We start from the raw sequence: 14447 nt of genomic DNA, 5'->3' as shown, positions 1-14447 counted from the left end.
CCTTAATCCCTGAGACTGATGATGGGCCAGCCGCGTTGGCGGGCAATGGCTTCCAGGCGTTCGTCCGGATCGACAGCGACCGGGTGATCGACCACTTCCAATAACGGCAGATCGTTATGCGAGTCACTGTAGAACCAGCTGCCGGTCAGATCAAAACCCTGCCCGGCCAGCCAGTCCTGCAGACGGATGACCTTACCGTGTTGAAAACTGGGCGTCCCGGTAATTTTGCCGGTATAGCCACCGTCAATAAATTCCGGATGCGGGGCAATAATATGCTCAATTCCCAGCAGCTCGGCTATGGGATAGGTCACAAAACCGTTGGTGGCCGTGATAATCAGCAAGGTATCACCGAGGCGCTTGTGATGAGCGATCAGGTCGCGGCTTTTCTGCGAAATCAGCGGTACTACCCGTTCCTGCAGAAAGGTCTGGCGGGCGTCCAGCATCTCTTGCAGCGAATATTCGGTGAGCGGGCGCAGGGCAAATTCCAGATATTCGTGAATGTCCAGCGTGCCGGCTTTGTATTGTTGGTAAAAATGGTCGTTCCGGTGTTTGTGAACCTGAGGATCGACCATGCCCTGATCAACCAGGAACTGACCAAAAGCATGGTCGCTGTCGCCGTCGAGCAGGGTGTGATCAAGATCAAAAATTGCCAGTGCCACGGGGTTGAGCCTTTTCGCAGGGTGATAAAATTAGTCGCTATTCTAAGGGCAACAGAGCATACTTTCCCTATAATTATGGCTCCTGAATGAAAAAATAATCTGCTGTTCCGGGTTCTTAAAGCCCCCTGTCTGCCCTGGCCGCAGCACTTGACCGGAGCCTGAAAATCAGCAAATTTTTATTTTTACGACCTTACGGATCGCATTGTGATAGACGAATATGGTTACCGCCCGAACGTCGGCATTATCCTCTGTAATGATCATGGCCAGGTGCTGTGGGCGCGGCGCATTGGTCAGGATGCCTGGCAGTTTCCTCAGGGCGGTATTAAAGAAGGCGAAACACCAGAAAAAGCCTTATTCCGTGAACTGCAGGAAGAAGTTGGCCTGAGCCCGCAGCAGGTACAGATTTTGGGCTGCACCCGGGGCTGGCTGCGTTACCGGCTGCCGCGCCGCATGGTTCGTCACGACAGTCGCCCGGTCTGTGTGGGGCAGAAACAAAAGTGGTTTTTGCTGAAACTCATCAGCGATGATTCCAGTATTAACGTCAGTGCCACTAATAAACCCGAATTCGACGGCTGGAGCTGGGTCAGTTACTGGTTCCCGCTGGGTAATGTGGTGGCGTTCAAACGCGATGTTTACCGTCGCGCCATGACCGAGCTGGCGCCACGCATTGCCAAACTTCAGCGCAGGGCAGGTTAACCATGCTCGATATACTCCGGCGCATCGTTCAGGAAGTCAGCTCAGCCACCGATCTGAGTGACGCCCTGAATGTGGTGGTTGCCCGCATCCGCGAGGCAATGCACACCGAGGTGTGTTCGGTGTATCTGTTCGATGCCGACAGCAAACGCTATGTGCTGATGGCCACCGAAGGCCTGAACCCCGAAGCCGTCGGCCGGGTCAGCCTCAGTTCGTCGCAGGGCCTGGTCGGTCTGGTGGGGTCGCGTGAAGAACCCATCAACGTCGATAACGCGCCTGCACACCCCAAGTTTCATTTCCTGTCCGAAACCGGTGAAGATCCGTTTCTGTCTTTCCTGGGCGTGCCGATTATCCACCATAAGCGCCTGATGGGCGTGATGGTGGTGCAGCAGCGCGACAGCCGTCAGTTTGATGAAAGCGAAGAGGCTTTCCTGGTGACCATGTCGGCGCAGCTGGCCGGGGTTATTGCCCATGCTGAAGCCACCGGCAATATTCTGGAAATGTCCGGCCATACCAAAGAGCGCCGCAGTACCCGTTTTAACGGCGCCCCCGGCGCTCCCGGTGTTGGTATCGGTACCGTCTATGTGTTGTCACCACCGGCCGATCTCAGTGGCGTGGTGGATCGTGAGGCTGAATCCGCTGATGAGGAAGTGCAGCGCTTCGATGCCGCCTTACAGGCTGCCCGTGACGAAGTGCGGGCTTTGGCAGCGAAACTCAGTGGCGAATTGCGGCCGGAAGAAATGGCTCTGTTCGATGTCTACCTGAGCATGCTCGACGACAATGCGCTGGGCGCCGAAGTACGCACCCGTATCCGCGAAACCAATAACTGGGCGCAAGGCGCGTTGCGCCAGGTCGTTATGCAGTACGTCGGCCATTTTCAGTTAATGGAAGACGTTTATCTGCGGGAGCGGGCCACCGATATTCTGGATCTCGGCACCCGAATTCTGGCGCATTTACAGGGCAGTGATGCGCATGCGCAGGAGCGTGATTTTCCCGCCGATTGCATTCTGGTCAGCGAAGAACTGACACCGGCTATGTTGGGCGAAGTACCGGCCAGCAAGCTGCGCGGGCTGGTGTCGGTAAAAGGGTCTTCCAACTCGCACGTGGCCATTCTGGCGCGGGCGATGGGGGTTCCGACCGTGATGGGTGTGGTGGATGTGCCCTATACCCAGTTGCATGGGCTGGAGCTGATTGTCGATGGTTATCGCGGGCAGATTTTCTCTTCCCCGACCGATGAACTGCGCCAGCAGTATCAGGCCATTTACGATGAAGAACAGGCCTTGCAACAGGATCTGCAGATACTGCGTGATCTGCCCGCTGAAACCCGGGATGGATATCGGATTCCGTTGTGGGTAAATACCGGCCTGATAACCGATGCGGTGCGCAGCCTCGACCGCGGTGCTGAAGGCGTCGGCCTGTACCGCACCGAAGTGCCTTTTATGATGAAGGACCGCTTCCCCAGCGAAAACGAGCAACAAAAAATTTACCGCCAGCAGCTGGAAACCTTTGCTCCGGCGCCGGTTACCATGCGCACGCTGGATATTGGTGGTGATAAATCACTGACCTATTTTCCGATTAACGAAGCTAACCCCTTCCTCGGTTGGCGCGGTATCCGGGTCACCCTGGATCACCCGGAAATTTTTCTGGTGCAGATCCGCGCCATGATCAAAGCCAGTGAAGGGCTGAACAATCTGCGCGTGATGCTGCCGATGATTTCCAGCGTGAATGAAGTCGATGAAGCGCTGCACCTTATTTACCGCGCCCATGCCGAAGTATTGGAAGAAGGCTTCGATGTCGAGATGCCGCAGGTGGGGGTGATGATTGAAATTCCGGCGGCTGTGTACCAGATCCGTGAGCTGGGGCAGCGGGTCGATTTTCTGTCGGTTGGCAGTAACGACCTGACCCAGTATTTGCTGGCGGTGGACCGTAATAATCCCCGGGTGGCTGATCTGTATCAGGCCTTCCATCCGGCCGTACTCAATGCCCTGAAACAAATCGCCGATGGCGCCCATGCCATTGGTAAGCCGGTAAGTGTCTGCGGTGAACTGGCGGGTAACCCGATGGGGGCGGTGCTGCTGATGGCGATGGGCTACGACATGCTGTCGATGAATGCCACCAACCTGCCGAAAGTGAAATCCGTTATCCGGGGCGTGAACATGGCGTGGGCCAAAGATCTGATGCAACAGGTTCTGACGCTGGAAAGCGCGCCGGTGATTACTGCTACCCTGCAGTTATCGCTGGAAAAAGCCGGTTTTGGCCGCATTATCGGCCCGGCGCGCTGAACGCCTAACTTATATCGTCCAGCTGCGTACGCGGCCGGTATCCAGATGAATGTAACCACTCTTCGGGTAATACCCCACGCCACCGGAACGCATGGCCAGCGCGGCTTTGTGCAGATGCCGGTGCGACACGCCGGGAATACGGATATCCACCGCGCGGCCCTGCATATGCAGACTGTTTTCGGCCACGCCGTTACTTACCTGGCGCAAACCGGAATTGGTGCCTGGTGAGCGGTAGCCGGAAATAACATAGAGTGGTTCGCGGCTGCTGAACAGCTCCTGCAGATGGAACATCTTTTCATACAGTTCGCGCTGCATGGCCATGGCCTGATTGGCACGGTGGTCGCGCAATAATAAATCCAGTGCCTGAATTTCCTCATCCTGATACTGGCCGTCGGCCCAGAACGTGGTGGTCAGGTATTCGCCGGTATGGATGTTGTACACCCGCAGCGTGCGTTCGGCCTGATCTGTCATTCCGCTCTGGGGCTGAGCCAGTAATGGTGCGGAAGACAGGCCGGCAACCCCGGCCGCACCCAGGCAGGCTGCCTGGCGCAGGAAATGACGACGGTTCAGCATAACCCGTTAATTCTCCGGCTGGATGATTAAAAACAGCCGGCAGTATGCCAAAGCGACCGGAAAATAAACGGTCATGATTCGCACATTCAGAGGCTTGTTACATTTGTCAGGCGCGGAAGTGTAACCGGCTGAGCCGGTTTACAGGCTGACTTCCGGGTTGATGGGCGGCAGCCCGGCGATCAGGTCGCGCTGGTACACATCATCACGTACCTGCAGGGTGCCTTTTTCGTCCACCCAGGTGGTCCAGTACATCAGGTAAACCGGTACTTCTTCCTGCAGGCGGATACGGGTGGTGCGGTTCTGGTCAATGGCCGAATCAATATGGCGGCGGGTCCAGCCCTGCTGGCCGCGTAATAATTTTTCAGCCAGCAGGCGTGGCTGTTCTACCCGTACACAACCGGAGCTGAGAGCGCGGTTGTGCAGACCGAACAGCTCGGGCTGTGAGGTGTCGTGCAGGTAAATGTCTTTATCGTTCGGCAGCAGGAATTTGATCGATCCCAGGGCATTTTCATCACCGGCTTTCTGAATCAGGCGGTAAGGAAAATTCTGCGGTGTCACTTTGTTCCAGTCGATATCGTGCGGGGAAATAAACTGATCAATACCGTCTACTTTGCCAATAATCTGGTAACCCTTTTCGTCCAGATAATTGGGATTACGGCGGATTTTCGGCAGCAGGCTGTTAATGGCGATACGCTTCGGCACTGACCAGGTGGGCGCCAGCTCCAGCGTACTGATGGTTTGCGCCATCACCGGGGTGCGGCGCTGCAGATTGCCGATAATCACCTTCATATCCAGCTCAACCGAGTTGCCGTTAATCATCTGCAGGCGGTAATCGGCCATGTTGACCATCACATAACGGTTGCCTAATTCGGCCGGCAGGTGGCGCCAGCGTTTCATATTCAGGGCAATTTTCTGTGCCATCTGGTGCGGCGGCACCCGCAGCCAGACCAGTGTGCGGGCATCAACATGGCCGGTATCGGGCAGGTTATGCCGGCGCTGGAAAGATTTCACCGCATTGGCCAGGTCGTTATCAAACAGATATTCGTTCAGTGACAGGTCGGCCTCGGCGCCGGCAGCCGGCACGCGGGGCTGTTGTTCTTCCTGTTTGAACAGCCAGGATAACGCCGGTTTGGGCATATCGCCGGTCTGGGTCAGCAGCCAGCGCAGCTGGGGAACCGCGGCGTGGCGATCCTGCAGTTGCAGGCTGAGCTTATCCGGCAGCGGCACCCATTGGCCGGAGTTGGCAATGGCCAGATAACGGTTCAGTTCTTTGCGCAGGCGCAGATAGCCCGGATGGGAGGGGGTAAGGCGCGCAACCAGAGCATTCAGATCATTGCGGCGGACAGAATCGTGCAGCAGATCAATAATCTGCTCTTCACCGACTAACGGCTCCTGGCTGATGGCGGCTACCCGGCGGATGCTGGGGTGGTCTCCCTCCCCGGTGTCGGGCAGTAACTGCGCGTTCAGTGACTGTTGCGCATAGGTGATAAAGGCATCCGTCAGCAGCACTTCAACGGCGGTGGCTTGCTTGGGAATGTTGGATAAACGGTTGGCTTCACGTTCCAGGGTAGCCAGCTCGTAACCATAGTTACGCCAGTCATCGGCGGCGGTTTCGCGCAGCACCTGCAGTAATTCCATGGCGGCGGGGGTTAATTCGTAACTGTCCATCCACACCGGCTGGTAGTCACGGCGCAGATAAAAGGGCTCCAGAGCTTTGGCATGTTTCAGGCGCACCACGCCCGCCACCTCGCGGGAGGATTCAATCAACCATTGCTCCATATACTTTTGTGCCACTTTGGGCGGCATATAGGGCTTGGTGTTGAGGCTGGCTGCCAGAGCCGCAAACAACAGGACAATACACACCAGACCAATAATGCCGGTGAGTGCCACTGCACGATGCGGTTTCCGGGTTTCTGTCACTCGTTTCATAACTGAATTATGGACGCCATCCGGCAAAAATGTGATGAAAAAAACCGCTTCTGACGGAACTTTTTTGTAAGTTATCGCAACCTTATTTTTCTTTCTGACTTATGTGTCAAAAAATACAGTGAATTAGCGTTCATCTTTTATGCTTTGCGTCAGTATGACGATTTCTTGTCGTTTTGCTGGGGGAGCCTCTGAATCACCCGCTGCCCGCTCTGGATTTCAGAGCTGCAGGCTGTGTTCCGCCTGGGCGGTGCCGGTTTCATCCCAGCTGATTTCAGCGATGCCGGCCCCGCGGCTGTCCAGCCACAGGCCCGTGGAACAGCGGGTGCCGTAGCCGGGTGTCTGAATAAACTGGGCCGACAGCCGGCGCTCCCACTCCAGCGGTACGCCGGTGGCGGGTAATTCATGGTCCGCAAAGGGTTGGCGTCGGTTAAGCAGTCCGGCCAGCGAGCGGATATCCGCCGGTTGGCGCAGCCATTGCTGTAATTGTTGTTGCGCCAGCCGGGTTTTCGGCCAAGGGGTGTTCAGGCTGGCATTACTCAGACCATAAAGACCGGCCGGCAAGGCTTCACAGCGCCAGTGCGGATAATTACTGAGGTACCACAGCTGCTGCCGGTCGCCCAGCAGCAGGTTGAAGGGGGCAAATTCATGGGCCTGTTGCTGCAGAGTGCGGGCATAAGCGGCCGGGCTGTGCGGCTGTAACAGAAACTGGCTGACCAGATGACCGCGGGAACGCGGCTGCGCCGGGCCAATACCCGGGGCACGCACATTGGTAAGAGCGGCAACACGGTAGTCGCGGCTGAGGCCCAGCCAGGTGCCGCCCTGTTGCAGGTCGCGGCCGGCAATAATCTGTGGCTGCTCCTCCCAAACGCTCAGTGGCGCGCTGGGGCGCTGAAAAAACTCATCACGATTGGCCGTCAGTACCAGCCGTTCGCCGGGTTGCCAGTCAAAGGCGATTAAACACATAAAGCTCAGTTCCCGTCTTGCCTGCCGTCTTTTAATGGGGTTCTTACTGCTGTCAGACTAAGTCATAATGCCCGGCCTTTGTAGAGGGTGATGCGGATTATGCTGTTTCTGTTATTTCTGCTGGTCGGCGCCGTGGCCGGGGTGCTGGCCGGTTTATTCGGCATCGGCGGCGGTCTGATTATTGTGCCGGTACTGGTGGTTACCTTTGCCGCGCAGGGCGTGAGTGAGTCAGTACTTACCCATATGGCGGTCGCGACCTCGCTGGCGACCATTGTGCTGACTTCGGCCAGTTCGGTGCGCGAGCATCATCGCCACGGCGCCATCGACTGGTCGCTGGTGGGCGTTATGACGGTCGGCATTCTGGCCGGCACGGCGCTGGGGGTAACGGTGATTGCCGGGGTGTCCGGGCATGTGCTGCAAAGTATTATCGGGGTGTTTGCCCTGCTGGTAGCGGCCAAAATGTACTTTGGTATTGAGCCGCCGGGTTCCGGTCAGCGTCCGGGTAATGCGGGGCTGGTGGGTGCGGGCGGCGTCATCGGCTTTGCCTCGTCCTGGTTTGGTATTGGTGGTGGTACGTTAACGGTGCCCTATTTAACCTGGATGAAAGTGCCGATGCGCCATGCGGTGGCCACGTCGGCGGCCTGCGGCATTCCGATTGCGCTGACCGGTGCCATCAGTAACGTGGTGGCAGGCTGGAATCATGCGGATTTGCCAGCCTGGAGCAGTGGCTTTTTGTATTGGCCGGCCATTATCGGTATCGGCCTGGCCAGTATGCCCTGCGCCAAAATCGGTGCGCGCTTAGCGCACCGGCTGGATCAGGCACTGCTGAAAAAACTCTTTGCTTTGCTGCTGGTGGTGGTGGGGCTTAACTTTTTGTTGTTGTAAGCAAGGACTGTCTGATGCTGACTTACCCTGCAATTGATCCGGTGGCCATTGCCATCGGGCCGCTGAAAATTCACTGGTACGGGCTGATGTATCTGCTGGCCTTTGCCACCGCCTGGGCGCTGGCGGTTTACCGGGTGCGCAAGCCCGGTTCCGGCTGGACTGAGGCGCAGGTATCCGACTTGCTGTTTTACTGCGCCATGGGGATTATTCTGGGCGGCCGTGTAGGCTACGTTCTGTTTTATAACTTCCCGCAGTTTCTGCAGGACCCGTTATGGCTGTTCCGGGTGTGGGAAGGTGGTATGGCGTTCCATGGTGGTTTGCTGGGCGTGCTTATTGCTGTGGCGCTGTTCGGGCACCGTTATAAAAAGAATTTCTTTGCGGTGGGCGATTTTGTTGCGCCCTTTGTGCCCATTGGTCTGATGTTCGGCCGTATCGGTAACTTTATCGGTGGCGAGCTGTGGGGGCGCGTGGCCGACCCGGCTTCGGTACCCTGGGCCATGGTCTTTCCGCGGGGCGGTGAGTTGCCCCGGCACCCGTCGCAGTTGTATCAGGCGGCACTGGAAGGCTTTTTGTTGTTTGTTATTTTGTGGTTTTACTCGTCGCGGCCGCGCCCGCAGCGGGCAGTGGGGGCCGCATTTTTGTTCGGCTACGGGATATTCCGTACCATTGCCGAATTCTTCCGCGAGCCGGATGCGCACATTGGTTTTGATATGTTTGGTTGGCTCAGCCGTGGCCAGTTGCTGAGCATCCCGATGATTATTATTGGTGCGGTGCTGCTGGTGCACGCTTACCGCAGTGCTGACCCGAAAGGACAACAGGTATGAAACAGTATCTCGATCTGATGCGTCATGTGCGTGAGCATGGCACCTTTAAAGAAGACCGCACCGGCACCGGCACTTATAGCTGTTTCGGTTACCAGATGCGCTTTGATCTGAGCCAGGGCTTTCCGCTGGTCACCACCAAAAAACTGCATCTGCGTTCGATTATTCATGAGCTGCTGTGGTTTTTAAGCGGCGATACCAACATTCGTTATCTGAAAGAAAATGGCGTGTCCATCTGGGACGAATGGGCCGATGCCGAGGGCAATCTGGGCCCGGTATACGGTTCGCAGTGGCGCAGCTGGCCAACCGCCGATGGCCGCCATATTGACCAGATTACCCAGGTGGTGGAGCAGATTAAAAACAACCCGGATTCCCGCCGGCTGATTGTGTCGGCCTGGAACGTGGGCGAAATTCAGAACATGGCCCTGCCGCCCTGCCATGCGTTTTTCCAGTTCTACGTCGCCGATGGCAAATTGTCCTGCCAGCTGTATCAGCGCAGTGCCGATATTTTTCTCGGTGTGCCGTTTAACATCGCCAGCTATGCCTTGCTGGTGCACATGGTGGCGCAGCAATGTGATCTGGACGTGGGTGATTTTGTCTGGACCGGCGGTGACGTGCATCTGTACGCCAACCATCTGGAGCAGACCGATCTGCAGCTGAGCCGTGAACCGCTGCCGTTGCCGCAGCTGGTAATCCAGCGTAAACCGGCCAGCCTGTTCGATTACCACTTCGATGATTTTGTCATCGAAGGCTACCAGCATCACCCGCATATCAAGGCGCCGGTCGCGGTCTGACACCGCGCCGGCTGGCCCTCTGCCGCGCTGATTCGTTATCATCGCGGCTTTCTTGTTACCGAATATCTGCCGTGAGGCTTTCCTTATGAGTCTTTCCTTATGAGCCTGTCTTTAATTGTGGCGCTGGCCCGCAATCACACCATTGGCATCGACAATAAATTACCCTGGTATCTGCCCAATGACCTGAAGTATTTCAAGCAGGTGACCATGGGCAAAACCATCATCATGGGCCGCAAAACCTATGAAAGCATCGGCAAGCCCCTGCCGGGCCGCACCAATATTGTGATTACCCGCCAGCCGGATTACGTACCGCCCAATGCCAACGACAGCGTGAAAGTGGTTGCTTCGCTGGCCGCGGCGCAGGCGCTGGCAGAACAGCTGGGGCTGATTAACGGCCAGGACGAGGCCATGATCATCGGCGGCGCGGAAATCTACACTCAGGCGCTGCCGCTGGTGGATCGTATGTACCTGACCGAGGTGCACGCCGAGGTGGACGGCGATGCCTTTTTTCCGGAATTTGACCGCAGCGTGTGGCAGGAAATGGCACGCGAAGACTTCGCCGCCGAAGGCGGTAACCCCTACGACTACAGCTTTGTGGTGTATCAGCGCCGCGCCTGAGGTTCAGCACGAATGCCCCTTAACCTGAACGCGCGGCCGGCGTACAACGGCCGCCGTGCTGTCGTTTGCTGAGGCTTGTATGTTATCTGCCCTGAAAATCTTTGCCGGCCCCGAGGCGCTGGCGCATATCCGCAACCATGGCCTGAGTGCTGCCGATATCCGTATGGTGCTGGGGGCTTCCGGTGGCCCTAAATGGCTGTCGCTGGCGGCCATTGACCGCTATTTACTCAGTGAGTGGTTTGCCGGCCGTACCGAACCCCTGCACCTGCTGGGCACCTCGGCCGGCGGTTGGCGGCTGGCCTGTTACGCCCAGAATAATCCGCTGGCGGCGCACGCCCGTTTTCAGGAAGCCTATATGGCGCAGCAATATTCGCTGCAACCCACGGCGCAGGAAGTGGGTGCCGGTTGTCGGGTGATTCTGCAGGAAATTCTGGGTAAAACCGGGGCGCAGGAAATTATTGCCAACCCGGTCGTGCGCTATCACACGCTGGTGGCGCGTTGCCGTGGCCTGGGTGGGTCGGAGCAGAAATGGCTGCAGACACTGGGCATGGCCGGCGCCATGGCTTCCAACTTAGTCAGTCGCAGTGCCATGCGGCCCTTTGTTGAGCGGGTGCTGTTTCATCATCCGGATAAACCACCGGTGACGCATTTCCCGCATTTGCCGGCCCGGCAGGTGACCCTGACAGCGGAGAATATTGCCCCGGCCATTCTCGCCACCGGTGCCATTCCGGTGGCCATCAGCGGCGTGCAGGATATTCCCGGTGCCCCGCGCGGCACATACCGCGATGGCGGTATTACCGACTACCAGTTTGATTTACCCGTGCTGCCGGAACAGGGCTTTGTGCTGTATCCGCATTATTTTGCCAGCCCACCGAAAGGTGGCTGGTTTGATAAAAAACTGCGCTGGCGCCAAGCGGCGCGCGAGCATTACCGCCGCACCATTATTGTGGCGCCGTCGTGGGAATTTGCCGCCACCTTACCGGGTGGCCGCATTCCTGACCTGCAGGATTTTTACCAGTTTACCGACTATAACGAACGCCGCGCGCGCTGGAACAAAGCGGTGGGCGAGTGTGAACGGCTGGGGGATGCGCTGGCCGATATTGATCAGCGCCAGCGCTGGGCGGAAGTGGCGGAACCGCTGCCCTGGTAACCACAGGCAGCATTGTTTCTCAGGCTTGTGCCGCGCCACGGAAACGGCGACGGCGGTCCTGGCGTAATACCCACAGGGTAAACAGCGTGGCACTGATAAACATCACCAGACTGTAAATACTGGGGGCGACGGACATTTCGGCGCTTTGCAGAATGCCGGTGGTAATCAGCAGTGCCAGCGTACCGTTCTGCAAGCCCACTTCCAGACTGATAGCGCGCGCCTGCGCCTCGCGGTGCAGCAACGCCTTGCCGGCAAAATAGCCCAGCGCCATGGTGATTAAATTCAGCAGCACCGCTGCCGGCCCGGCCTGAATGGCGAAATCAATAATACGGCTGCCCAGATTAACGCTGATGGAAATAATCAGCAGCAACAACACCAGCGCCGAAAAGCGGGTAATAAAGGGTTCCATCTTCAGCGCGAAGCGCTCCCAACGCCCCCGGATCAGCATACCGACCACCACTGGCACCACGGTAATAATCATCAGCTGCAGCCAGGTTTTGGCAATCGGCAGTTCAAACTGCGCGCGGCCATCGCCGTAAAACTCAATGGCCCAGACCGCCAGCAGCGGAATGGTGAAGGGGGTAATAAAGCCAATAACGGCGGTCAGCGATACCGATAAACCAACGTCGGCACGGGCCAGCAGGCTGTATAAATTGGAGGTGGTGCCGCCGGGGCAGAGCGCCAGAATAAACAAGCCGATGGCCAGTTCGCCCTGTAAACCGGTTAACGCAATAACCCCCAGAGCAATCAGCGGCAGCAATAAAAACTGACAAAAAGCACCGAGCAGAAATGCCCGTGGTTCACGGAAAACCCGCCAGAAATCGGCCGGCGTCAGGCCCAGCCCCACCCCCGCCATAATCAGAATTAACGCAATGGGCAGACCGATCTGAGTCAGAGCCTCGAACATGGAAACCTACTCTTGTTATTGTTGTGTGCCCAGAAAGTACCGGAAAGGGTGGCGGGCCTCAATAATTGAATGGTGAGGCTTTGTTACCGGTGCCGGTAAAAGCCTTTCACGGCGTTCCAGAGGTTAAAACCGGCAGCCGGAGATAAGGCTTTGCTGCGGGTCTGGGCGGTTTTTTTATCGGTGGCTGCGGCCCGGCTGGCCCAGAGTATCCAGTTACCGTCGGCGGTGGTGGTTTGCAGGACGGTGGTGAAACGCTGTTTTAATTGCAGCAGGCAATCCGTTTGTTCGCGGTGTTCTTTCCACAGGTTCAGCACCAGCCAGCCGTCGGGCTGCAGATGGCGCTGGCAGGCGTCGAGAAAATCGGCCTGTAATACCAAGGGGTCGAGGCCGCCGGCCTGATATAAATCGGTAATTAATAACTCACAGCTTGCGGCGTCGGACTGACGTAAAAAATCCGCAGCATCGCAGCAGTGGGTAATTAAACGTGGGCCGCGCGGCAGGGAAAAATACTGGTACGCCACCTGCAAAACCGCCGTGCGTAAATCCACCGCCTGAATCTGCGCCTGGGGTAATACATGATGCAGTGCCGCCGCCAGCGTGCCGCCGCCGGTACCGAGCAGGGTGATCTGTGTGGGTAGCGCCGCATCCGAAAATTGCACCAGCACCGCTGCCATAGCGCGGGCGTATTCGTGCTGCAATTGCAGCGGCGCGCTGTTCAGCTGGCAGCTCTGTTCGTCGGCAGTGCCAAAACTTAAATAGCGTTTATTGCCGTCGTCGAACACCAGAATGGGGCCGAACTCATCGTAACGACGATGCAGTTCCCGGCCCAGGTGGGTAATCATTTCCACAATTTACAGACTTTTGAAAAAGACCTTGGAATTACGTTGCCAGTTATACAGATGCTGGCGCTCCTGCGGTAATTCGCTGACGCTGCCGGCGACAAAACCGTGCTCAATAAACCAGTGCGCGGTGCGGGTGGTGAGCACAAATAATTGTTTGTACTGCCGCCGCCGCGCTTCCTGTTCAATTTGCTCCAGCAGCTGGGCGCCGCGGTTGGTACCCCGGTAATCGCTGTGCACCGCCACGCAGGCCAGTTCGGCCTGATCGTCGGAATAGGGGTAGAGTGCCGCACAGGCGGTAATCATGCCGTCGCGTTCAATCACATAAAAGCGCTGAATTTCGCTTTCCAGTAATTCGCGTGAACGCCGCACCAGAATGCCCTGTTCTTCCAGCGGCCGTAATAATTCCAGAATGCCGGCGACGTCGTCGCTGCGGGCCGCGCGTAACTGGTCGTAGGCGTGCTGACTGATTAAGGTGCCGTGGCCGGCGCGGGTAAATAATTCCTGCAATAACGCGCCGTCCTCGGCGTAGCTGAGCAGGTGCACCCGGGGTACGCCTTTGCGCACCGCTTTTAAGGCGGCATCGGCATGATTACGCGGCTCGCCTTTCAGGCCCGGCAGCAGTTGTTCCAGATCGAGGCAGGTCAGGTCTTCCAGAGTATTGCCGTCGGCATCCAGCAGGCCGGCATGGCGGCCGAGAATAATCAGTTTGTCGGCGCGTAAACTGACCGCCGCATGCTGGGCCACATCTTCCACGGCGAGGTTAAACATATCGCCGGCGGGCGAATAACCGGCCGACGACAGCAGCACAATATTGCGCTGCGCCAGCAGCTCGGCAATGGCCTGATGTTCAATACGCCGCACTTCACCGGTGTGCTGAAAATCCACGCCATCGATCACGCCCAGCGGTTTGGCAGTAACAAAATTGCCGCTGACCACACGGATACGGGCACCGTGCATGGGCGAGTTCGGCAGACCGACGGATAAGCGCGATTCGACATCGGCTTTGACCATGCCCACGGCGGCTTTCACGGCGTTTAACGCGGCTGCATCGGTAATGCGCAGGTCATTATGAAAACGGCTTTCAATGTTCAGTAATTGCAGCGCCGCATCAATTTGCGGCCGCGCGCCGTGCACCAGCACCAGTTGCACGCCCAGGCTGTTCAGCAGGGCAATATCCTGCACCACGGTGGGGAAATTCTCATGCTCAATGGCATCGCCTTCCAGCATGATGACGAAGGTTTTGCCGCGGTGCGCATTAATATAGGGCGACGACTGGCGGAACCATTGAACGTAAGCGGTGGTGTCGGGTTGCACGCGGTTGGCTCCTTGTG

At 57.4% G+C, this 14447-nt stretch carries 14 protein-coding genes; 7 read left to right on the top strand and 7 right to left on the bottom strand.

Annotated elements, in window-relative coordinates; translation table 11 throughout:
- Positions 1-2 precede the first annotated feature (2 nt).
- Positions 3-659, bottom strand: coding sequence for a histidinol-phosphatase (locus GJQ55_RS12405; RefSeq protein ID WP_228345277.1), 657 nt, complete (start codon positions 657-659; stop codon positions 3-5).
- Between the two features lie 204 nt (positions 660-863).
- Here GJQ55_RS12405 and rppH point away from each other — a divergent pair, with 204 nt between their 5' ends.
- Both rppH and ptsP read left to right on the top strand, forming a co-directional pair.
- On the top strand, positions 864-1355 hold the full coding sequence (gene rppH / locus GJQ55_RS12400) for an RNA pyrophosphohydrolase (protein ID WP_228345276.1): 492 nt from the start codon (positions 864-866) through the stop codon (positions 1353-1355).
- A 2-nt stretch (positions 1356-1357) separates the two neighbouring features.
- Entirely contained in the window at positions 1358-3634 is a 2277-nt protein-coding gene (gene ptsP / locus GJQ55_RS12395; RefSeq protein WP_228345275.1) for a phosphoenolpyruvate--protein phosphotransferase, read from the top strand.
- 9 nt (positions 3635-3643) lie between these two features.
- Here ptsP and mepK read toward each other — a convergent pair whose 3' ends face one another.
- From mepK to GJQ55_RS12380, 3 genes are all read right to left on the bottom strand, one after another.
- Positions 3644-4207, bottom strand: coding sequence for a peptidoglycan L,D-endopeptidase MepK (gene mepK / locus GJQ55_RS12390; RefSeq protein ID WP_228345274.1), 564 nt, complete (start codon positions 4205-4207; stop codon positions 3644-3646).
- Between the two features lie 138 nt (positions 4208-4345).
- Complete coding sequence (locus GJQ55_RS12385; protein ID WP_228345273.1) at positions 4346-6136, bottom strand: L,D-transpeptidase family protein; 1791 nt, start codon at positions 6134-6136, stop codon at positions 4346-4348.
- Positions 6137-6352: 216 nt separating this feature from the next.
- A complete protein-coding gene (locus GJQ55_RS12380; RefSeq protein ID WP_228345272.1) occupies positions 6353-7099 on the bottom strand; it encodes an NRDE family protein in 747 nt (248 codons plus the stop codon).
- A gap of 99 nt (positions 7100-7198) precedes the next feature.
- On the opposite strand from GJQ55_RS12380, the gene GJQ55_RS12375 reads away from it, so the two are divergent.
- The 5 genes from GJQ55_RS12375 to GJQ55_RS12355 all read left to right on the top strand — a co-directional run bounded on the left by GJQ55_RS12375 (position 7199) and on the right by GJQ55_RS12355 (position 11367).
- Complete coding sequence (locus GJQ55_RS12375) at positions 7199-7984, top strand: sulfite exporter TauE/SafE family protein (RefSeq protein WP_228345271.1); 786 nt, start codon at positions 7199-7201, stop codon at positions 7982-7984.
- Positions 7985-7998: 14 nt separating this feature from the next.
- A complete protein-coding gene (gene lgt, locus GJQ55_RS12370; RefSeq protein ID WP_228345270.1) occupies positions 7999-8808 on the top strand; it encodes a prolipoprotein diacylglyceryl transferase in 810 nt (269 codons plus the stop codon).
- Positions 8805-9599, top strand: coding sequence for a thymidylate synthase (gene thyA / locus GJQ55_RS12365; RefSeq protein WP_228345269.1), 795 nt, complete (start codon positions 8805-8807; stop codon positions 9597-9599). The genes lgt and thyA overlap by 4 nt, the downstream gene beginning before the upstream one ends.
- Before the next feature lie 99 nt (positions 9600-9698).
- Positions 9699-10217: a dihydrofolate reductase gene (locus GJQ55_RS12360; RefSeq protein ID WP_228345268.1), complete on the top strand. Its 519-nt coding sequence runs from the start codon at positions 9699-9701 to the stop codon at positions 10215-10217.
- 79 nt (positions 10218-10296) lie between these two features.
- Positions 10297-11367, top strand: a complete 1071-nt coding sequence (locus GJQ55_RS12355) for a patatin-like phospholipase family protein (RefSeq protein ID WP_228345267.1) — start codon at positions 10297-10299, stop codon at positions 11365-11367.
- Between the two features lie 19 nt (positions 11368-11386).
- Here GJQ55_RS12355 and GJQ55_RS12350 read toward each other — a convergent pair whose 3' ends face one another.
- From GJQ55_RS12350 to argA, 3 genes are all read right to left on the bottom strand, one after another.
- Entirely contained in the window at positions 11387-12274 is an 888-nt protein-coding gene (locus GJQ55_RS12350) for a bile acid:sodium symporter family protein (protein WP_228345266.1), read from the bottom strand.
- 83 nt (positions 12275-12357) lie between these two features.
- The gene (locus GJQ55_RS12345; protein WP_228345265.1) at positions 12358-13116 is read right to left on the bottom strand and encodes a spermidine synthase; all 759 of its coding nucleotides are present in this window, start codon (positions 13114-13116) and stop codon (positions 12358-12360) included.
- Between the two features lie 9 nt (positions 13117-13125).
- A complete protein-coding gene (gene argA, locus GJQ55_RS12340) occupies positions 13126-14430 on the bottom strand; it encodes an amino-acid N-acetyltransferase (RefSeq protein WP_228345264.1) in 1305 nt (434 codons plus the stop codon).
- Positions 14431-14447 lie beyond the last annotated feature (17 nt).

Origin of the sequence: Venatoribacter cucullus (assembly GCF_016132445.1) — a bacterium.
Taxonomy (GTDB): Bacteria; Pseudomonadota; Gammaproteobacteria; order Pseudomonadales; family Oceanobacteraceae; genus Venatoribacter; species Venatoribacter cucullus.
Note: the sequence above shows the minus strand (reverse complement) of the source record. Positions and strands in the feature narration are given on the sequence as shown.

Coding starts and splice junctions, on each gene's coding strand:
- GJQ55_RS12375 (WP_228345271.1), top strand. CDS start 7,199: ATGCTGTTTCTGTTATTTCTGCTGGTCGGCGCCGTGGCCGGGGTGCTG.
- GJQ55_RS12355 (WP_228345267.1), top strand. CDS start 10,297: ATGTTATCTGCCCTGAAAATCTTTGCCGGCCCCGAGGCGCTGGCGCAT.
- GJQ55_RS12385 (WP_228345273.1), bottom strand. CDS start 6,136: ATGAAACGAGTGACAGAAACCCGGAAACCGCATCGTGCAGTGGCACTC.
- GJQ55_RS12345 (WP_228345265.1), bottom strand. CDS start 13,116: ATGATTACCCACCTGGGCCGGGAACTGCATCGTCGTTACGATGAGTTC.
- GJQ55_RS12350 (WP_228345266.1), bottom strand. CDS start 12,274: ATGTTCGAGGCTCTGACTCAGATCGGTCTGCCCATTGCGTTAATTCTG.
- GJQ55_RS12380 (WP_228345272.1), bottom strand. CDS start 7,099: ATGTGTTTAATCGCCTTTGACTGGCAACCCGGCGAACGGCTGGTACTG.
- thyA (WP_228345269.1), top strand. CDS start 8,805: ATGAAACAGTATCTCGATCTGATGCGTCATGTGCGTGAGCATGGCACC.
- lgt (WP_228345270.1), top strand. CDS start 7,999: ATGCTGACTTACCCTGCAATTGATCCGGTGGCCATTGCCATCGGGCCG.
- mepK (WP_228345274.1), bottom strand. CDS start 4,207: ATGCTGAACCGTCGTCATTTCCTGCGCCAGGCAGCCTGCCTGGGTGCG.
- GJQ55_RS12360 (WP_228345268.1), top strand. CDS start 9,699: ATGAGCCTGTCTTTAATTGTGGCGCTGGCCCGCAATCACACCATTGGC.
- ptsP (WP_228345275.1), top strand. CDS start 1,358: ATGCTCGATATACTCCGGCGCATCGTTCAGGAAGTCAGCTCAGCCACC.